This is a genomic window from Polynucleobacter antarcticus (assembly GCF_013307245.1).
In the GTDB taxonomy this organism is placed as follows: Bacteria; Pseudomonadota; Gammaproteobacteria; order Burkholderiales; family Burkholderiaceae; genus Polynucleobacter; species Polynucleobacter antarcticus.
In genome coordinates this window covers 1,988,420-2,006,894 of sequence record NZ_CP028941.1, presented here as the reverse complement: position 1 = coordinate 2,006,894, position 18,475 = coordinate 1,988,420, and the positions used below count along the sequence as shown (strand labels likewise).

The 18,475-nt window shown below is 46.1% G+C and carries 18 protein-coding genes; 5 read left to right on the top strand and 13 right to left on the bottom strand.

What is annotated here, in order from left to right; translation table 11 throughout:
• Positions 1-6 precede the first annotated feature (6 nt).
• Both mutM and mutY read left to right on the top strand, forming a co-directional pair.
• Complete coding sequence (gene mutM / locus DCO16_RS10335; protein ID WP_173943562.1) at positions 7-843, top strand: bifunctional DNA-formamidopyrimidine glycosylase/DNA-(apurinic or apyrimidinic site) lyase; 837 nt, start codon at positions 7-9, stop codon at positions 841-843.
• Positions 828-1,958, top strand: coding sequence for an A/G-specific adenine glycosylase (mutY, locus tag DCO16_RS10330; protein ID WP_173943561.1), 1,131 nt, complete (start codon positions 828-830; stop codon positions 1,956-1,958). The genes mutM and mutY overlap by 16 nt, the downstream gene beginning before the upstream one ends.
• Here the strand turns inward: mutY and rapZ are convergent.
• From rapZ to DCO16_RS10285, 9 genes are all read right to left on the bottom strand, one after another.
• A complete protein-coding gene (gene rapZ / locus DCO16_RS10325; RefSeq protein WP_173943560.1) occupies positions 1,912-2,802 on the bottom strand; it encodes an RNase adapter RapZ in 891 nt (296 codons plus the stop codon). The two genes, mutY and rapZ, sit on opposite strands and share 47 nt — an antisense overlap.
• A 1-nt stretch (position 2,803) precedes the next feature.
• On the bottom strand, positions 2,804-3,778 hold the full coding sequence (gene hprK / locus DCO16_RS10320) for an HPr(Ser) kinase/phosphatase (protein WP_173943872.1): 975 nt from the start codon (positions 3,776-3,778) through the stop codon (positions 2,804-2,806).
• An 8-nt stretch (positions 3,779-3,786) separates the two neighbouring features.
• Positions 3,787-4,248, bottom strand: a complete 462-nt coding sequence (locus DCO16_RS10315; RefSeq protein ID WP_173943559.1) for a PTS sugar transporter subunit IIA — start codon at positions 4,246-4,248, stop codon at positions 3,787-3,789.
• A gap of 33 nt (positions 4,249-4,281) precedes the next feature.
• On the bottom strand, positions 4,282-4,605 hold the full coding sequence (hpf, locus tag DCO16_RS10310) for a ribosome hibernation-promoting factor, HPF/YfiA family (RefSeq protein ID WP_173943558.1): 324 nt from the start codon (positions 4,603-4,605) through the stop codon (positions 4,282-4,284).
• Between the two features lie 207 nt (positions 4,606-4,812).
• Positions 4,813-5,577, bottom strand: coding sequence for an LPS export ABC transporter ATP-binding protein (lptB, locus tag DCO16_RS10305; RefSeq protein WP_173943557.1), 765 nt, complete (start codon positions 5,575-5,577; stop codon positions 4,813-4,815).
• Positions 5,577-6,158, bottom strand: a complete 582-nt coding sequence (lptA, locus tag DCO16_RS10300; protein ID WP_254598041.1) for a lipopolysaccharide transport periplasmic protein LptA — start codon at positions 6,156-6,158, stop codon at positions 5,577-5,579. The genes lptB and lptA overlap by 1 nt, the downstream gene beginning before the upstream one ends.
• Complete coding sequence (gene lptC / locus DCO16_RS10295; RefSeq protein WP_173943556.1) at positions 6,155-6,799, bottom strand: LPS export ABC transporter periplasmic protein LptC; 645 nt, start codon at positions 6,797-6,799, stop codon at positions 6,155-6,157. Before lptC ends, lptA begins: the two co-directional genes overlap by 4 nt.
• Positions 6,800-6,808: 9 nt before the next feature.
• Positions 6,809-7,381 (bottom strand): KdsC family phosphatase, encoded by a 573-nt coding sequence (locus tag DCO16_RS10290; protein WP_173943555.1) that lies wholly within the window; start codon positions 7,379-7,381, stop codon positions 6,809-6,811.
• Between the two features lie 13 nt (positions 7,382-7,394).
• The gene (locus DCO16_RS10285) at positions 7,395-8,387 is read right to left on the bottom strand and encodes a KpsF/GutQ family sugar-phosphate isomerase (protein ID WP_173943554.1); all 993 of its coding nucleotides are present in this window, start codon (positions 8,385-8,387) and stop codon (positions 7,395-7,397) included.
• Positions 8,388-8,398: 11 nt separating this feature from the next.
• Between DCO16_RS10285 and DCO16_RS10280 the strand changes: the two genes are divergently transcribed.
• Positions 8,399-10,381: a monovalent cation:proton antiporter family protein gene (locus DCO16_RS10280; protein ID WP_173943553.1), complete on the top strand. Its 1,983-nt coding sequence runs from the start codon at positions 8,399-8,401 to the stop codon at positions 10,379-10,381.
• 13 nt (positions 10,382-10,394) lie between these two features.
• Here the strand turns inward: DCO16_RS10280 and uvrA are convergent, their stop codons facing one another.
• Complete coding sequence (gene uvrA, locus DCO16_RS10275) at positions 10,395-13,289, bottom strand: excinuclease ABC subunit UvrA (protein WP_173943552.1); 2,895 nt, start codon at positions 13,287-13,289, stop codon at positions 10,395-10,397.
• 37 nt (positions 13,290-13,326) lie between these two features.
• On the opposite strand from uvrA, the gene DCO16_RS10270 reads away from it, so the two are divergent.
• Positions 13,327-14,499, top strand: coding sequence for an MFS transporter (locus tag DCO16_RS10270; protein ID WP_173943551.1), 1,173 nt, complete (start codon positions 13,327-13,329; stop codon positions 14,497-14,499).
• Between the two features lie 40 nt (positions 14,500-14,539).
• Positions 14,540-14,995, top strand: coding sequence for a single-stranded DNA-binding protein (gene ssb, locus DCO16_RS10265; RefSeq protein ID WP_173943550.1), 456 nt, complete (start codon positions 14,540-14,542; stop codon positions 14,993-14,995).
• Positions 14,996-15,080: 85 nt separating this feature from the next.
• On the opposite strand, the gene queF is transcribed toward ssb, so the two are convergent.
• The 3 genes from queF to ilvA are packed head-to-tail and all read right to left on the bottom strand — an operon-like array spanning position 15,081 to position 18,396.
• Positions 15,081-15,908 carry an NADPH-dependent 7-cyano-7-deazaguanine reductase QueF gene (queF, locus tag DCO16_RS10260; RefSeq protein WP_173943549.1) on the bottom strand — a complete coding sequence of 276 codons (828 nt, stop codon included), beginning with the start codon at positions 15,906-15,908 and terminating at the stop codon, positions 15,081-15,083.
• A gap of 53 nt (positions 15,909-15,961) precedes the next feature.
• Positions 15,962-16,876 (bottom strand): 5'-nucleotidase, encoded by a 915-nt coding sequence (locus DCO16_RS10255; protein WP_173943548.1) that lies wholly within the window; start codon positions 16,874-16,876, stop codon positions 15,962-15,964.
• Positions 16,876-18,396 carry a threonine ammonia-lyase, biosynthetic gene (ilvA, locus tag DCO16_RS10250; RefSeq protein ID WP_173943547.1) on the bottom strand — a complete coding sequence of 507 codons (1,521 nt, stop codon included), beginning with the start codon at positions 18,394-18,396 and terminating at the stop codon, positions 16,876-16,878. Before ilvA ends, DCO16_RS10255 begins: the two co-directional genes overlap by 1 nt.
• Between the last annotated feature and the right edge of the window lie 79 nt (positions 18,397-18,475).

The following is an 18,475-nucleotide window of genomic DNA, read 5'->3' as shown; positions in this document are numbered from 1 at the left end:
TCATTTATGCCAGAACTCCCAGAAGTCGAAGTTACCCGCCTGGGTATCCAGCCCCACCTAGAGGGGCGTAAGGTGACTGCGGTCCAGATTGTGGATGGCCGTTTACGCTGGCCAGTGCCTAGTAATTTGGGTAAATTGCTGCCAGGCCAGAAAGTCTGGGGCATTCAGCGGCGTGGCAAGTACCTGCTACTAGAAATGGATACAGGCTATTTACTGATCCACTTGGGCATGACCGGCACACTCAGAGTCCTGCCTAGTAGTGATGCCCTCAAGATCCACGATCGCGTGACCCTAGAGTTCGGTAAGCTTAGTTTGCGTTTGCATGACCCACGCAAATTTGGCGCTGTTTTATGGCACCCCAAGTCAAAAGGCCCGATTGAGGGCTATGCATTGCTGAAAAAATTGGGCGCGGAACCTTTGTTACCAGAATTTGCAGGTGATCTGGGTACAGATGTCTTGTATCAACATTCGCGTAAACGTAGCGTAGCAGTGAAGCAATTTTTATTGGCAGGTCAAGCGGTAGTAGGTGTTGGTAATATTTATTGCTCAGAAAGTTTGTTTGAGGCAGGCATACATCCCATAAAAGCCGCTGGAAAATTAACCCGTCCTCAGTGTGCTCGACTAGCTAACGCAGTGAGAGTCATTCTGAAGCGAGCAATAGATGCGGGCGGGAGTTCCTTGAAAGACTTTGTCAACAGCGCAGGTGATCCTGGGCATTTCATGATGCAAACTAAAGTCTATGATCGTAAAGATCAGCCCTGCAAAGTATGTAAGACACCCATTAAGCAAATTGTGCAGGGTCAACGCTCCACTTATTTTTGTCCGCAATGTCAAAAGCGTTAAAGACAGGCTTCCCCCAAACCTTGCTAAGTTGGCATCGGGCGCATGGGCGGCAGGGCTTGCCATGGCAGGGTGTTCGTGACCCCTATGCGGTGTGGGTTTCTGAGATTATGTTGCAACAAACCCAAGTCGCTACTATCTTGGAGCGTTATCCACGCTTTATGAAGCGTTTCCCGACAGTAAAAAAATTAGCTGCCGCTCCCTTAGATGATGTCTTAGCAGAATGGGCGGGCTTGGGATATTACTCACGGGCGCGTAATTTGCATGCTTGTGCCAATCAAGTCATGACAGACTTTGCTGGAAAGTTTCCGAGTGACCCGATATTGCTAGAACAATTAAAAGGCATTGGACGATCTACGGCAGGAGCGATTGCTGCTTTTGCATTTCATGAGCGAGCGCCGATTTTGGATGCGAACGTGAAACGTATTTTGGCGCGTCTCTTTGGTATTGAGGGTGCGCTCCAAGAAAAGGCTACCGATAAGCAGTTGTGGAATATAGCTCAAGAGCTATTGCCAAAAAATCCGCAGGATATGCCGGTGTATACCCAGGCCCTCATGGACTTTGGTGCAACTTGGTGTACTAGTCGCAAGCCGGCATGCATCACTGGCATTGAACGCTGCCCATTTGAAAAACAATGCCAAGCCAATCTTAGTGATCAGGTGTTGCAGTTGCCTCGTAAAGTAGTGAAAGCCAAATCTCCTGAATTTGATTGCGATATGCTGTTATTGCGTCATGGTGATTCTGTTCTATTACAGAAGCGCCCAGAGAAAGCGATTTGGGGTAGCCTCTGGTCTCTACCCGAATCTGCTTGGCGCGCTAAAACCACCTTCAGTAAACCTCCTATCAGCTTGCCAGAATTACTAGCGCAGGTATTGTCAGAGGAAAAAATATCTACTGCATTAAAGCGCATCTCTTTGGATCAGGGCCCTCAGATTAAGCATATTTTTACCCATAGGCGTTTATGGATTCAGGTTTGGAATGCATCTATTGGTCAGGAGATTATATTCTCTAGCCAAAACACTCGGTGGGTCTCGCTGCGTCAGCTTGGCAAGTATGGCTTGCCCCAGCCGATTAAACTACTTTTGCAGGGATTGAGTCTAGTTCGCGGTCCCGACTAAGAAAATTAATCTGTAGCGCTGTCAAATCTTTTTGGGCAAAAAAATGCTCACTAACGCGGCTCACTAAATATACCGAGCGGTGTTGACCACCGGTACATCCAATCGCTACAGTGAGGTAGCTCCGTCCATCAGCAATATAGTGGGGTAGCCACTTTTCAATAAACTGAATAATGTCGGTTTCCATACTGACTACTTCAGGAATTTTTTCCAGAAATTCTCTGACGGGCTGATCTTTGCCCGATAGGGGGCGTAGAGCTTTATCGTAATGCGGGTTGGGTAGGCAGCGCACATCAAATACCAGATCTGCCTCACTTGGCAGACCCTGTTTAAATCCAAAAGATTCAAAGATGACTGTGAGCCCAAGAGGCTTATCTTGTAAAAGATCCCGAATCCATGAGCGCAAGGTATGGGCAGGTAAATTACTAGTATCAATACTATGCGCTTGAGTACGTAGTGGCTCTAACAGTTCTCGCTCTTTATCAATGGCTTCAATGAGCGTAGCTGACTGACTTTGCTGGTTCTTGCCAGAGAGTGGGTGCCGTCTACGCGTTTCTGAAAAACGTTGCACTAATGTGTTGGTATCGGCGTTGAGAAAAACAATACGCACTTGATGTTTGCGCCGCAGATTTTCTAGGATTTTTGGTAATTCTGCAATCGATTGACCACGTCGTGCATCAATGGCAACTGCGACCTGCTCACTTTTCTCACCCTCTAGTGTAGTAATCAGACTTTCTAATAGAGTAACTGGTAAGTTATCAACACAGTCATAGCCTGCATCTTCGAAAGCTCTCAGTGCAACTGATTTACCTGAGCCCGAGATACCGGTAATCAGATTAATTTGCATATTAGAGTAAACGACCTTGCGATTTAGAGGAGTCTGCTTCTTTATTCATTTGGGAACGTTGACGTTCCATAAATTCTTTTAGCGTATCGATGCCTCGTAATTGTAAAATAGTATTACGGACGGCTGCTTCGACTAAAACTGCTAAGTTACGACCTGCAGCTACTTGAATTTTGACAGTTCTAATGGGAATACCTAAAACGTCGATATGCTGTGCCTCTAGCGGTAGGCGCTCGAATTCTCCTTCATTACGACGGACTAGTTGCACAATTAAGCGCAACTTTAACTTTCGACGTACCGCAGTTTCACCAAAAATCGTGCGAATGTCTAATAAACCTAATCCACGTACCTCTAACAGGTTACGCAAAATTACTGGGCATCGACCTTCAATATAATCTGGCCCAAGGCGAGAAAAATCGACTGCATCATCCGCTACTAAGCCATGTCCCCGAGAAATCAGTTCCAAGCCCAATTCACTTTTCCCCAGACCTGATTCACCAGTGATTAAAACGCCTAATCCTAAAATATCCATAAACACACCATGCATAGTGATTTGTGGAGCACCCATTTTGGTGAGGTAGGTACGGAGATGGTCAATGACCTCTGCTGCAGAGATGGGCGTTGTAAATAAAGGCGTAGAGGATCTTTGGCAGAAAAGCTGTAAATCCGCATCAGCGATTTCACCATCAGCCACAATGACGCAAGGCGGCATTTTCGAAATCAGATTATTAATTTGCTCTTGTCTTTGCTTAGGTTCTAGTTGGGCATGATAAGAAACCTCTTGCCCGCCGAAAATCTGAATTCGGCTGGGGTGAATCAAGTTTAAGTGGCCGACTAAATCAGAACTTGCTGCTGCTACCTTAACTGCCTCTGAAGGAAAGGTGCGATCTGCACCTTCTAATCCGCCAATCCAAGAGAGTTTTAGGTCGGGAACATTGTCGTCAAAGATCTGCTGGGCAGTGAGTCCCTCAAGGAGCAAGGGTTGGGTCATGCCGAAGGAACCCAGGATTGGAGTAGTTGGCAGACTTTTTCTGGATTATCTTCAGATGCCAGTGATTGCCTTGCATCTGGATCTGATAATAGTTGGGCAATCGAAGATAAAATTTCGAGGTGTTGTTGAGTGGCTTTTTCAGGGACTAATAAAAAAATCAAAATAGAGACTGCAGCACCATCAGGGGCTGCAAACTCAATCGCTTGTCCAAGCGTAATAAATGCTGCTATGGGGTGCTTGAGCCCTTTAACTCGGCCATGCGGAATCGCAACGCCAGCCCCTAAGGCAGTGGAGCCTAAGTTTTCTCGGGCGTTTAAGAAACCAACAATCGCTTCGGCTTCAAGCCCCACTTGTTTGGAAAATAAATCACCTGCAGCCTCAAATACCTCGGATCGGTTTTTAGATGAGCTGGCTAAGGCAATACGGTCTATAGCGAAAAGATCGGTCAGGGCAGTCATATCAAATGATTATATGTGCCCTGAGTCCAAGAATTATTCAAAATTCTTTTCGTGGTAGTGATCTTGGATTTTTTCTTTATGTTTTACGACCTGGCGCTCGAGTTTATCGACTACAGCGTCCATAGCATGGTAGAGGTCGGCATTATGCGCCTCTGCAAAAAGCTCTTTACCTTTGAGGTGGAGGGTGATCTCAGCACTTTGACGTAAATCCTTTTCTTTTGCGTTATCCACAATCAGAAAAGCAGAGGCATCTATAACATGATCAAAGTGCTTACGAATTTTAGCTAATCCCGCTTCTAGGTGGCTTCTCATGGCTGGGGTAACTTCGACATGACGGCTATTAATTTTTAAATTCATCAGCAGCTCCTCTACAAATCAAAATGCATGCGCAAATAATGACATAGGGTGCGCAGCAAGCCCCTGTAATCTTGTATTAGTATATTTGGAATTGAGTTTTAAATGCCATTTGTATCCAGCGTATCAGTGATCTTCACGAAAGCCAAGTGGGTGCATCAGTTTTATTCGATAAATATTCGAAAAAAACCAGAATATTGGAAGACAGCTTTACATACGGAAATTTTCGCCTAGATACACTCTTCTAACGGCGTTATTTTGAATAATCTCATCTGGCTTACCTGCCGCAAGAACACTGCCCTCGCTAATAATGTAGGCATGATCACAAATACCCAAAGTCTCCCGAACATTATGGTCGGTGATGAGCACGCCAATTTGGCGGTCTCTTAAGAAACGCACAATCCGTTGAATTTCACCCACAGCAATGGGATCTACGCCAGCGAAGGGCTCATCGAGCAAAATAAATTTGGGTTGCGATGCCAGCGCCCTCGCAATTTCTACACGCCTACGCTCTCCACCAGAGAGGGAAAGTGCTGGATTATTGCGAAGATGACTAATTTGAAGCTCGCCTAATAGTTCATCAAGGCGATGCGCAATCTCTGCCTTAGTTAAGGGCTTGCCACCTTGCACCTGGAGCTCTAGTACAGCCTGAATATTTTCAGCAACGTTGAGTTTTCTAAAGATCGATGCCTCTTGCGGAAGATAAGACAAGCCCATTCGTGCGCGTTTATGAATAGGAAGATGGGTAATATCAGTACCGTCTAGAACAATATTGCCACCATCTAGAGGAACTAGACCAACAATCATGTAGAACGAGGTTGTTTTGCCTGCGCCATTAGGGCCGAGCAGTCCAACCACCTCACCACATTTCACTTCGACTGAAACGTCTCTGACAACTGTCCGGGAGCCATAGCGCTTTTGGAGGGCATTAGCACTGAGAGTCGCTGGGTTTTGCAGGCTATTTGAATCCATCATTATTTCTCTAGTGTCGCTTTTCTTCTCGGTGAAAGGATGGCTCTAGCTAGTGGTAGTGCTTCAGCTTTAGCATTGATGGGTGGATGGACTTTATAGTACTGCTTCACATCATCATATTCAATTTTCCAGCCACGCAACTGATCTAATAACTGCATGTTATGTAGACGCTTTAAGTGAGCATCCCCAGTCAGAGTAAGTAGCTCTGTTTTTGCATTGTAAACAACTGTTTGACCTAAACCCTGAACGAACTCATCTGCAGGCCCTTCCCGTTTTTGTCTAAAACTCGCTGTAGTTTCAGGTTTGCCTTGGACATCAACATATTCATAGCCTTCAGGATCTACTTTAATATTCCCTTTTTGACCGGTGATCAAAATACTTCCTTTAGTAAGGAGTACCTCACCATCGAGTTCATAAATCTGTTGAACATCATTAACTGAGACTTTATCAGCCTCTAAAATAATCGGCTTATCCTGATCTGCTTTTTCAGCGTAGGTATTTGTTGTAATGCAGACTCCCAACATCAGAGTTGCAAATGCTAACTGACGAAGGAATGTCGGGGAAGAAACAATCATCAAGCTCATTGGGGCTCTCCAGACTGGACGCGCTCAATACGCCCTTTCACTTTCCCCGATAGCACCATACTTTGATCGATATTATTAAAGATGCCACCATCATTTGACTGCATGACTGATAGACCTTGCTCAAGTGTGACCGGCTTATTGGTTTCAATGACATCATCATTAATGAAGACTTTAAAATAAGTAGAGCGTGCAAGCATCCGGGGCTTACCTGGCTCACCAGCAGAGGCGGCTTGCGCTGGGCGAAAAATTTCAGCGTTGTCTATTAAATCTAGAATAGTCAGATCACCATCTAGGTAACCCATATTGGCTTTTACAGTGACAGGGGATTTGTCGGGGGTAAATAAACGCATGCGTGGTGTATGAATATCAATGGATGCATCATCATCATAATGAATCACTTTTTTACCTAACACTCTATATTTAGTATTGCCTGCTTCATTCAGAGCTGAAAGGATGCCATTCTCAATAATGTAATCAGGCTCATGCAAGCGCACGCGCTCAATCGTTGAAATATCTGCAGGAGCACTTTTTTTGACCAACCAAAAAGTGACTAGCGTCAAGGTGCCCATTAATAGCAAGGGCATTAGACGTAATAAGCCACGCCAAAGACCAAGTTTAATTTGTTGAGCATTCAAGTGCATAAAAAAGCCCTAGCTACGTGCTTGATTGAGTAATTCTTCATAGCGATTTTGCGCTTTCAGAATCAGGTCACACACTTCACGTACTGCACCATTTCCACCAGAGCACGAAGTAACAAAGTGAGCAGTCTCTTTGACTGCCTCATGGCCTTGTGCAGGGCATACCTTCAGGCCGGCATATTTCATCATTTGAAAATCTGGCCAATCATCACCCATCACTGCGCAATCTACTGGTTTCAAATTAAGTGCTTGGAGTAAGTCATCCAGTGCTAAGGCTTTGTTTTCTACACCCATATATACATGTTGGATGCCGAGCTCTTCGCAGCGCGCTAGCACCATATTGGAGCTACGCCCTGTAATGATGGCCGTTGGAATATGGATCTTTTCTAAAAGCTTTATTCCTAAACCATCTTGAATATCAAATGCCTTTAAAGATTCTTTACCGTCATTCCCCATCCATACTTGGCCATTGGTCAAAACACCATCAACATCGAGCACTAAAAGTTTGATGGTAGCGGCGCGTTCCCAGGCTTGGGGATATTGCTTGAGTGGATTGGTATTGTGGGGAGTAAAAGCGCTAGGCATAGATGTAGTTAAATTAAATGACTTTAGCGGCAAACAAGTCATGCAGATTGAGTGCGCCCAACAGGGTTCCCTGTGTATTAGTGACTACTAGATGGTTGATGCGGTGTTTTTCCATCATTTCAATCGCTTCCTCTGCAAGCAGTTCTGGCGGAATAGTTCTTGGTAAAGAGGTAATCGCTTCTTGTAATGTCATGCCATCTAGATTGGTGCTTTTTTCTAATAGGCGACGTAGGTCACCATCCGTAAAAATACCTGCAACGGTATTTTCATTATTCAGAATCACCACCATGCCCATACGTTTTGCAGTCATTTCAAGTAAGGCGCTTTGTAATGATGCTGTAACCGCAATCTTAGGAGTTTCCTCTAGGGTGCGCATCACTTCGCTAACATGCATGAGCTGCTTACGACCCAAGCGTCCGCCAGGATGTGAGCGCTGAAAGTCTTCCGCTAGAAAGCCACGAGCGTCGAGTAGGGCAACTGCTAAAGCATCACCCATGGCAAGCGCAGCGGTAGTGCTGGTAGTAGGCGCCAGGTTGAGTGGACATGCCTCTTTTTCAACACTGGTATCAATATGGGCGTCTGCCAATTTTGCTAGAGAAGAATGCGGTGCTCCGGTCAGAGCAATGAGTTTTGCACCAGTGCGTTTGACAATCGGTACGATGGTCAGTAGTTCGTCTGTTTCACCAGAATTAGACAGGGCAACAAACACATCATCTCGGGTCACCATCCCGAGGTCACCATGACTAGCCTCAGCGGGGTGTACAAAAAAAGCAGGTGACCCAGTCGATGCAAAGGTTGCTGCAATTTTGCGGGCAATATGGCCCGACTTGCCAATGCCGGAGACGACAATGCGGCCTTTGCAGGCATGTAAAAGATCTATAGCTAGTACTAAGGCGTCTGCATTCGGACCTTCGAGGCGGTCACGCATGGTTTGCAACGCAGTAGCCTCAATTGTGAGGGTATCGCGTGCAAGCTTTAGGGTTCGATCACGGGTCTTCGCTATCATGGAGTGAGTATATGCCGACAGTCCTTCAATTAACGCTCATCTTGTTGGCCTCCGCAGTGGCCGGGGTAGTTATTTTCCGCTATTTTGGGCTACCCCCTATTTTGGGCTATTTAGCGATTGGCGTCTTGATTGGCCCCCATGCCCTTGGATTGGCGAGTGATTCTGCCACAGTGACGTATTTAGCGGAATTTGGCATTGTTTTTCTGATGTTCTCCATTGGCTTGGAATTCAACTTGCATAAATTGAGGGCAATGCGCTCCATCGTATTTGGGTTGGGTGGAAGCCAGGTTGTCATCACCATACTTATAGCGATTCCAGCGAGCATGCTCTTAAGTTGGGTCTACCCAATGAGTTGGCAGGGAGCCATTGCGCTCGGAGGCGCTTTTGCTATGTCCTCAACGGCGATTGTGATCAAACTCCTCTCGGATCGTTCCGAAATCGAGACGGAGCATGGGCGTAATGTCGTAGGTATTTTGCTTTTTCAGGACCTAGCAGTTGTTTTTCTGCTGATTTTGCTTCCTTCCTTAGGAAAAAATCCTGAGGATCTCTTTATTGCCCTGTCGCTGGCATCAGTCAAGATTGCGGTCGCGCTGATTCTGATTTTTGTTATTGGACAAACCTTAATGAGTCGTTGGTTTAGCTTGGTAACCAAATTGCGTTCACAAGAGCTTTTTATGCTCAACCTCTTGCTGATTGTTTTGGGTATGGCTGCATTGACTGAGCACTTTGGCCTATCTTTAGCGCTTGGTGCTTTTATGGCGGGAATGTTAATTGCTGAGACGCCCTATCGTCATCAGGTTGAAGAGGATGTCAAACCTTTTAGAGATGTTCTTCTAGGGCTATTCTTTATCTCTGTTGGAATGCTCCTCAATTTCGAGGTGATTCATCAACAGTGGCTGCTTGTCATATTGTTAATGCTTGGACCATTGATCTTCAAATTTGGTTTGATTGCATTGCTCTCTAGAGCTTTTGGTTCCAGCCCTGGTATTTCTATTCGAACCGGTTTGTGCTTAGCCCAAGCAGGAGAATTCGGGTTTGTATTACTTACACAAATCGATGGTCTCAAATTAATTGATCCCGCATTAAGTCAAGCGGTGCTAGCTGCCATGTTGCTCTCGATGTTTGCCGCACCATTCTTAATTCAATACAGTGATCAGATTGCCATGCGCTTTTCTTCCAACGAGTGGCTTTTGCAATCTCTCGCTCTGACCCGTGTTGCTGCTAAAAGTGTCCGTACCGAGAATCATGTGGTGATTTGTGGTTTCGGCCGTTCTGGACAAAGTCTTGCGCGCATGCTGGATCAAGAAAAGATTCCTTACATTGCTTTAGATATGGATTCAGATCGGGTGAAGGAAGCTGCTGCTGCAGGAGATAACGTGGTGTATGGGGATGCTAGTAGAGAAAATTATTTGGTCGCTGCTGGACTAGCCAGAGCTAAGGCGGTAGTCATTACTTATGCAGACACCCCTGCAACACTCAAGGTGCTTTACCAAGTCGAGCGTTTGCGTCCAGGTATGACCGTATTGGTACGTACCAAAGATGATGCAGACTTAGCGAAGTTACAAGCAGCTGGCGCAACCGAGGTGGTGCCTGAGCTAATTGAAGGTAGCTTGATGATGGCATCCCATGTTTTACTCATGATGGGTGTGCCGATGCGTAAAGTCGTACGGCGTATTACGAGTGCGCGCGAAGCCCGCTATAGCTTACTGCGTGGTTATTTTCGAAGTGCTACAGATGATGACTTTGGATCGAATGAATCTTGGCGCCTACATTCCGTGACGCTCCTGCCTGAGTCTGTCAGTATTGGTAAGACACTTGATGAGCTACACTTAGAAAATGAAGGTGTCAGCGTACAAGCGGTCCGCAGAAAAGTAGATGGCGCTAATTACGTAAAATTAGAGTTAACGCCCGAACTGCGTTTACAAACCAATGATATTTTGGTTCTCTCAGGCAATTCAGAGGCGACTGATTTAGCCGAATCTAAATTGCTCTGATAGATTCCTAGCCTTACTTTTTCTTCTTAGTGACGGTCGTTGGTGTTTTGCGAACAAGTAATGGGGCTAAGTAATGACCCGTAAAGCTCGCCTTGTTTTTAGATACCTCTTCAGGAGTTCCAGTGGCGATAATTTGCCCACCACCAGCGCCACCCTTAGGACCTAAATCAATAATCCAATCTGCCGTCTTAATCACATCTAAGTTGTGTTCAATGATGACGATCGTGTTACCTTGTTTCTTGAGCGTTTGAAGTACGGTAAGCAGAAGTTGAATGTCATGAAAATGTAAGCCTGTCGTAGGCTCATCCAAGATATATAAGGTTCTGCCTGTATCCCGTTTTGATAGTTCAAGAGAGAGTTTGACGCGTTGCGCTTCACCGCCCGACAACGTGGTGGCACTTTGACCTAATTTGACATAACCCAAACCCACATCAAGCAGGGTTTTGAGTTTGCGTTTGACAATCGGCACCGCTTCAAAGAATTCATGGGCTTGCTCGATAGTCATCGACAGTACTTCGTGAATATTTTTTCCTTTGTAGCGAATATCTAAAGTTTCGCGGTTATAACGTTTGCCATGACAGACATCACAAGGTACGTAGACATCGGGCAGAAAATGCATTTCTACTTTAATAACGCCATCCCCTTCGCAGGCATCACAACGCCCACCCTTGACGTTAAAAGAAAAACGGCCTGCTTCGTAACCACGTTCACGTGCAGCCGGCACCCCACAGAAGAGCTCTCTTATAGGCGTAAATAAACCCGTGTAGGTCGCAGGATTAGAGCGTGGTGTACGACCAATCGGGGATTGGTCAACACTGATGACTTTGTCAAAATACTCTAAACCTTTGATGGCATCATGCGCGGCAGGTTCGGCATTAGAGCCATATATATGTTGCGCTACCGCATGGTGGAGGGTGTCATTAATTAGGGTAGATTTACCAGATCCAGAAACACCCGTCACACAGGTTAATAAGCCGACGGGAACTTTGGCATGAACAGATTGCAGATTATTGCCACGGGCCCCGATGATCTCTAGGAAGCGATCGTTCACGGGGATACGTTTTTCTGGAACAGCAATCCATTCGCGTCCAGATAAGTAAGCGCCTGTAAGTGATTTGGGGTTAGCTTCTACTTCTGCAGGAGTACCTTGAGCCACAATTTCGCCGCCATGTACGCCAGCCCCGGGGCCAATATCAATCACATAGTCAGAGGCGCGAATCATATCTTCGTCATGCTCAACTACTAACACGCTGTTACCCAAGTCGCGTAAGTGTTTTAGAGTGCCGATCAAACGATCGTTATCACGCTGGTGCAGACCGATCGAGGGCTCATCTAATACGTACATCACCCCTGTTAATCCTGAACCAATCTGAGAGGCAAGACGAATACGTTGCGCTTCTCCACCAGAGAGAGTGTCTGCACTACGCTCTAAAGAGAGATAGTCCAAACCCACATCATTCAGAAAACGTAGGCGTGAGCTAATCTCAATCACAATCTTATCGGCGATTTCGCGTTTAGCACCTTTCAGTGCGAGCACTTCAAAATATTCTTTTGCTTCTTTTAAAGGTAGGGCGCTAATCTCATAAATGGCACGGGATTGTTTGCCTTCACCCACCTTGACGAAGCGTGCTTCCTTGCGTAAACGACTGCCACTACATTCGGGGCAGGTCTGGACATTTTGGTAACGTGATAATTCTTCACGCACGGTCATGGAATCAGTTTCTCTATAGCGACGCTCAAAGTTGGCAACAATACCTTCGAAGGCGTGCTCCCGAATACTATTTTTTCCGCGTTCATTGATGTACTCAAATGGAATCGTGACTTCCCCAGAGCCCAATAAGATGAGATCTTGCTGTTTCTTATTGAGTGTCTCAAAGGGCTTTTCTACATCAAAGCCACCATGCTTCGCGAGTGTTTGTAATAGTTTGAAATAAAACTGATTGCGACGGTCCCAGCCCTTAATCGCGCCCGATGCCAGCGATAGATCAGGGTGAGCAACAATCCGTTTCGGATCAAAGAAAGATTGATGACCCAAGCCATCACAGGATGGGCAGGCGCCCATCGGGTTATTAAACGAGAAGAGGCGGGGCTCTAATTCTTGGAGGGAATAAGAGCAAACAGGACAAGCAAACTTGCTTGAGAAAATCATGTCTTTGCCGGTATCCATATTGACAATCATGGCTTTGCCATCAGCAAGGCGTAACGCTGTTTCAAAAGACTCCGCCAAACGTTGCTGAATATCTGGACGTACTTTGATGCGATCCACTACGACTTCAATAGAGTGCTTATCGTTTTTCTTGAGAGTGGGCAGCTGATCCACTTCAAAGATTTCAGCCTTAGCAGTATTGGTAGTGCCACCACCAGAGCGTACTCGAAAACGCACAAACCCTTGCGCTTGCAAATCTTGAAATAAGTCTACGAACTCACCTTTACGCTCGCTTACTACGGGAGCCAAAATCATGAGCTTGGTATCTTCGGGCATCGCCAATACGGTATCGACCATTTGCGAAACGCTTTGCGCTTCTAGGGGTAGATCATGATCTGGGCAGTGTGGGGTGCCAGCACGAGCAAACAGCAGGCGTAAGTAGTCATGAATTTCAGTCACCGTACCTACGGTAGAGCGCGGATTATGACTAGTGGCTTTTTGCTCAATCGAAATCGCAGGAGACAAACCTTCAATCGTATCGACATCAGGCTTTTCCATCAGTTGCAAAAATTGACGGGCATAAGCAGATAAAGACTCTACATAACGACGTTGGCCTTCTGCATAAAGAGTGTCAAAAGCCAGCGAACTCTTCCCTGAACCGGATAGTCCAGTGAGGACGACTAATTTCTCTCTAGGAATGTCTAGATTGATATTTTTGAGGTTGTGCGTGCGTGCACCACGGATTTTGATTTCGTTATTCATGATTTTTTAGCGTAACTTGTTAATATAGCTCTTTCCCATGAATCCTTCCGAACTCCGCTCCACTCTGGCCTTGGCAGGCATCTTCGGCCTCCGAATGCTGGGCCTCTTCCTACTTTTGCCCGTTTTCAGTATTCATGCCCATGGTTTGCCGGGTGGCCAGCATGCACTTTGGGTAGGTCTGACCTTAGGGATTTTCAATATTGTTCAGGCCTGCTTTTATATCCCCTTGGGAAGGCTTTCTGACCGTATTGGACGTAAACCAGTCGTTTTATGGGGGCTATCTTTATTTGTCGCTGGCGCCCTCATCTGCGCCGCTAAGGATGATTTGTTATGGATTGCGATTGGACGAGGCGTGATGGGCGCTGGTGCCGTTTCTGCTGCCATATCTGCCTGGGTAGCTGATTTAACCCGGGAAGAAGTGCGCACTCGTGCTATGGCTCTAGTGGGCGGCAGCATTGCGCTTTCTTTTGCTTTATCGCTAGTGATCGCTGCCCCAATGTATCGCCTTGTCAGTCTGAATGGGATTTTTATAGTGCTGGCAGTATTGGGCTTTGGTGCGATGTTGGTGACCTACTATGTATTGCCAAGCACCAAACCAGAACTCCAAGTTCAACAGGCCAGCATTAAGGAGGTATTTTTCAATACCGAACTGATGCGCTTAAATGTAGGCGTATTTATTTTGCATGCCTCTCAAGTAGCGCTATTCCTTGTCTTACCGCGCTTATTAGTTCAAGCAGGCCTACCGTTGGTATCTCATTGGCAGGTATATCTTCCTGTTGTGTTGCTATCTTTCTTGTTGATGGCGCCATTGATTATTTTTGGTGAGAGAAAACAGCAGTTACGTAAAGTCTTTTTGCTAGGCATTGCCCTATTGATTGCTGCAGAAGTCATGTTTACGAGTGCGGTATCAGTGACCAGTATTACGATTACATTATTGGTTTATTTTGTAGGATTTAATGTACTGGAGGCATTGCTACCCTCTTTAGTGTCGCGTTTTGCCCAAGAATCTAAAGGTACTGCCTTAGGGGTTTACAACACCGTCCAATCAGTAGGTCTCTTCATTGGTGCTGTCATGGGGGGCTGGTTGATGGATAGCCATGGTGATTTATCAGTCTTTACGATAGGCTCAGCAATCCTTTTATGCTGGCTTATAATTGCTTGGTCGATGCGTGAATTACCTGCTAAGGTAGCTAGTTCTGTAAAGGCATAGTCGTAGCTGTACTCATTTAAATTTTTCTTCGGGAGACAACATGGCTTCGGTAAATAAAGTCATCATCGTAGGTAACGTAGGGCGTGACCCAGAAACACGTTATATGCCAAGCGGCGATGCCGTGACCAATATTTCAGTAGCGACATCAGATCGTTACAAAGATAAGCAAACTAGCGAAATGAAAGAAACCACAGAATGGCATCGCGTGGCATTCTTTGGCAAACTTGCTGAGATCGCTGGGCAATATCTCAAAAAAGGTTCGCAGGTTTATGTTGAAGGCCGTTTACGTACACGTAAATGGACTGATGCTAGTGGCCAAGAAAAGTACTCCACGGAGATCGTTGCAGACTCTATGCAAATGTTAGGTGGTAAGCCAGTAGGCGGCAGTGGTGATGGTGGTGAAAGCTATGCCCGCTCAAAGCCGGCTGAGCAGTCTGCCCCAGCATCCTCTAATGCCGCATCACTGGGTGCTATGGATGACGATATTCCGTTTTAAGTAGTTCCAGTCATAACAAAAACCCCTCTAGAATTTTCTACAAGGGGTTTTTTCTTGGGTAAGGCCGACGGGTTCATTGTTCAATTTACTGCCGGGCATGGCGAATATTGTTCGGCCAGGGCGCATTGTGGTCTGTGCGAAATGGATTGATGTCTAATCCACCACGCCTGGTGTAGCGCGCATAGACTGATAGCTTCTCAGGTTTGCATTGGCGCTTGATGTCACAAAAGATGGTCTCAACACAATGCTCATGAAACTCGCCGAGCTGTCTAAAGCCAATCAAGTAACGCAGTAAACCCTCTTCCAAAATAGGGCGCCCTTGATAACGAATTTGGATGCTGGCCCAATCTGGCTGACCTGTAACAGGACAGTTTGATTTGAGTAAATGAGAAACCAAGCATTGCTCAATAGGACCATAGTCTGCATTCACTTCTAGTAAGGATGGGTCCGCAGCTAAGTGAGGATCGATTTCAATATCAAGGCGATCCATCAATACCCCACCCATTTCTTGCATCCCTTTTTTGGCGACTATCTCCATTGGGTTAAGTCGCGTAGCAATATTGCTGCCCGCTACTTTAGAAAGATCAGAAATCAGCGTTTCACGCAATGCATATTCATCTTCAAAGCGAGCGCTATTGAGGCTATTGAGATACAGCTTGAATGATTTTGATTCAATCATATTAGGAGAGTCAGCTGGTACTTGAAACTCTGCCAAGGCAATTTGAGGTTTACCTTTGGGGTTAAGCCAACTGAGCTCAAAAGCATTCCAAATATCGACACCTACGAACGGCAGCGCTTGCTGACTTTGAAGACCTAGCTTGAGGCGGTTCTCAGATCGAGGAATCGGAAACAAGAGGCTTGGATCATATTGATCGGGATAAGATGATTGCTGGCCTAGAGGCAGTGTTGTCATACGTGTTTTCTTTAATCTTTTTTAATCTTTACTTCGGCTTTATTTTTTCGTTTTTAGTCTTCAGATTTTTGACGATTCGATACACCAGACACGACATGACCAGTGGGTGCAACAGAGGCGGCAGATTGACAGTGACCCGTTTGATCATCAAAGAAAAAGTCGGGCTCGAATTCACGGAGAAATTCACTTTTTGAGAGGCCGCCCAGGAACATCGCCTCATCAACATCAATGCCCCAGGCCATAAGTGTACGAATAGCGCGCTCATGAGCTGGTGCAGATCTAGCAGTGACTAGCGCAGTACGTATGCGCATACCTTTCTCGCTAGTGGTTCGCTGTAAACGGTGCAGCGCTTCTAAGAGGGGCTTAAAGGGGCCGGGCGGTAAGGGGATGGCCGCATTTTTACTTTCATGATCGACGAAAGCGACCAAGCCTTCGCTTTGGAACACCTGTTCTGCCTCATCTGAAAACAGTACCGCATCTCCGTCAAAGGCAATCCGGATTTCATTAGGATGAGATTCCGCGGTTTTACTAGACTCGGGATAAACACGCGCTGCTGGAAAGCCAGCATCAATCGTAGCGCGGACATCATCCTCGTTTGCAGAAAGAAATAAATTCGCATGCAATGAGCGCAGGTAATGATAGGGAGGACGTCCTCTAGTAAAAACACCACGCTCTAGATGAAGGCCATGATGCTCGGCGGAACGGAATACGCGTAAACCACTGACTGGATCATTGCGCGACAAGATGACCACTTCAACCCGCTGTTCCCCTTCTTCATTAAAGGCGAGCAGTTTTTTGACTAAGGGAAAAGCAACTCCAGTCTGGGCTGCAATACCAAGCCGGTCGAGCTGCAACTTCATATAAGCACTGTCATCAGTGGATTCGAAAATACGATTCTCTTCTTCGAAATCAAATAATGCACGTGATGAAATCGCGACAACCAGTTTTCCGGAAAGAGTAAAGGCCATTATTTAAGAAATAAGCGATAGGCAGGGTTATCGGTTTCATTCCAATGGGGATAACCGAGTGATGCTAAAAAGTGTTGAAATTTTTTCTGTTCATTCTGAGGTACTTGAATACCTACTAAGATCCGCCCGTAGTCTGCGCCATGATTACGGTAGTGGAAAAGGCTGATATTCCAATTGGGTGCCATGCTGGTTAAGAATTTCATCAAAGCACCAGGACGCTCAGGGAATTCAAAGCGATAGAGTAATTCATCGTGCGCCAGAGCTGAGCGGCCACCTACCATATGGCGTAAGTGGGATTTGGCTAACTCATCATGGGTTAAGTCAATAGTGGCAAATTTGGCTTTACGGAAATGTTTTGCAATGGTGGTGCTATCAGTGGCTTTTTGCGTCCCAATGCCAATAAAAATATGTGCTTCACTTTGATCAGCAATGCGATAGTTAAATTCAGTCACGTTGCGTTTGCCGAGTAATTCACAAAAGCGCTTAAACGAACCTCGCTCCTCAGGGATGGTGACCGCAAATACGGCTTCACGACTTTCGCCGACGTCTGCGCGTTCCGCCACAAATCGTAAGCGACTAAAGTTCATATTGGCACCACAGGCAATCGCAACGAGTGTTTTCTTTTTAAGGCGATGTTGATCGACATATTTTTTCATGCCAGCAATCGCTAAGGCGCCTGCGGGCTCCAAAATACTGCGCGTATCAGTAAAGACATCATTGATTGCTGCACAGATTTCATCGGTATCTACGGTGATGATGTCATCGACAACCCGTTTACAAATCCGAAAGGTTTCTTTGCCAACGAGTTTGACGGCGGTACCATCAGAAAAGAGCCCAACATCTTTCATTTCGATACGCTTATTTGCTTCAAGAGATCTTTTCATCGCATCTGAATCCACAGACTGAACGCCGATCACTTTGGTTTTAGGACTGACAGCTTTGGCATATTCGCCAATGCCAGCAATCAAACCACCGCCACCGATAGCGACAAAGATGGCATCAATCGGCGCTGGATGCTGGGCAAAGATCTCTTGAGCGATAGTGCCTTGACCTGCAATGACATCGGGATCATCAAAGGGGTGCACAAAGGTCAAACCCCTTTTTTTCTCTAAAAGTTCTGCATGCTGAAAGGCATCGCTATAGGATTCACCATACAAAATCACCTCGACCCAAGATCCGCCCCGTGCTTTGACGGCATCGATTTTGAGACTAGGGGTGGTCAGGGGCATGACGATTACGGCTTTGCACTTCATTTTTGCTGCTGCGAGCGCAACGCCTTGCGCATGATTGCCTGCCGAAGCGGTAATGACACCCTTTTTAAGTGCCATGGAGGGCAAATGCGCCATTTTGTTATAGGCACCACGCAGTTTGAAGGAAAAAACCGGCTGGTTATCCTCTCTTTTGAGTAAAACCTGGTTTCCTAAGCGCTTGGTGAGTTCGGGGGCCAGTTGAAGCTCTGTTTCCCTAGCCACATCGTAGACTCGGGCCGATAAAATTTTCTTTAAATAGTTCGTTGCCATCTTCTGAGCGTACCATGAATGACTCCTAAGCCCTTAGATTTGCAAGGTTTTATCCTCCTCCGCAACATCATTCTGGGTT

Coding starts and splice junctions, on each gene's coding strand:
- DCO16_RS10285 (WP_173943554.1), bottom strand. CDS start 8,387: ATGATAGCGAAGACCCGTGATCGAACCCTAAAGCTTGCACGCGATACC.
- rapZ (WP_173943560.1), bottom strand. CDS start 2,802: ATGCAAATTAATCTGATTACCGGTATCTCGGGCTCAGGTAAATCAGTT.
- lptB (WP_173943557.1), bottom strand. CDS start 5,577: ATGATGGATTCAAATAGCCTGCAAAACCCAGCGACTCTCAGTGCTAAT.
- queF (WP_173943549.1), bottom strand. CDS start 15,908: ATGACAACACTGCCTCTAGGCCAGCAATCATCTTATCCCGATCAATAT.
- ssb (WP_173943550.1), top strand. CDS start 14,540: ATGGCTTCGGTAAATAAAGTCATCATCGTAGGTAACGTAGGGCGTGAC.
- mutM (WP_173943562.1), top strand. CDS start 7: ATGCCAGAACTCCCAGAAGTCGAAGTTACCCGCCTGGGTATCCAGCCC.
- uvrA (WP_173943552.1), bottom strand. CDS start 13,289: ATGAATAACGAAATCAAAATCCGTGGTGCACGCACGCACAACCTCAAA.
- hpf (WP_173943558.1), bottom strand. CDS start 4,605: ATGAATTTAAAAATTAATAGCCGTCATGTCGAAGTTACCCCAGCCATG.
- DCO16_RS10280 (WP_173943553.1), top strand. CDS start 8,399: ATGCCGACAGTCCTTCAATTAACGCTCATCTTGTTGGCCTCCGCAGTG.
- DCO16_RS10315 (WP_173943559.1), bottom strand. CDS start 4,248: ATGACTGCCCTGACCGATCTTTTCGCTATAGACCGTATTGCCTTAGCC.
- lptA (WP_254598041.1), bottom strand. CDS start 6,158: ATGAGCTTGATGATTGTTTCTTCCCCGACATTCCTTCGTCAGTTAGCA.
- ilvA (WP_173943547.1), bottom strand. CDS start 18,396: ATGGCAACGAACTATTTAAAGAAAATTTTATCGGCCCGAGTCTACGAT.
- DCO16_RS10255 (WP_173943548.1), bottom strand. CDS start 16,876: ATGGCCTTTACTCTTTCCGGAAAACTGGTTGTCGCGATTTCATCACGT.
- DCO16_RS10290 (WP_173943555.1), bottom strand. CDS start 7,381: ATGCCTAGCGCTTTTACTCCCCACAATACCAATCCACTCAAGCAATAT.
- DCO16_RS10270 (WP_173943551.1), top strand. CDS start 13,327: ATGAATCCTTCCGAACTCCGCTCCACTCTGGCCTTGGCAGGCATCTTC.
- mutY (WP_173943561.1), top strand. CDS start 828: ATGTCAAAAGCGTTAAAGACAGGCTTCCCCCAAACCTTGCTAAGTTGG.
- lptC (WP_173943556.1), bottom strand. CDS start 6,799: ATGCACTTGAATGCTCAACAAATTAAACTTGGTCTTTGGCGTGGCTTA.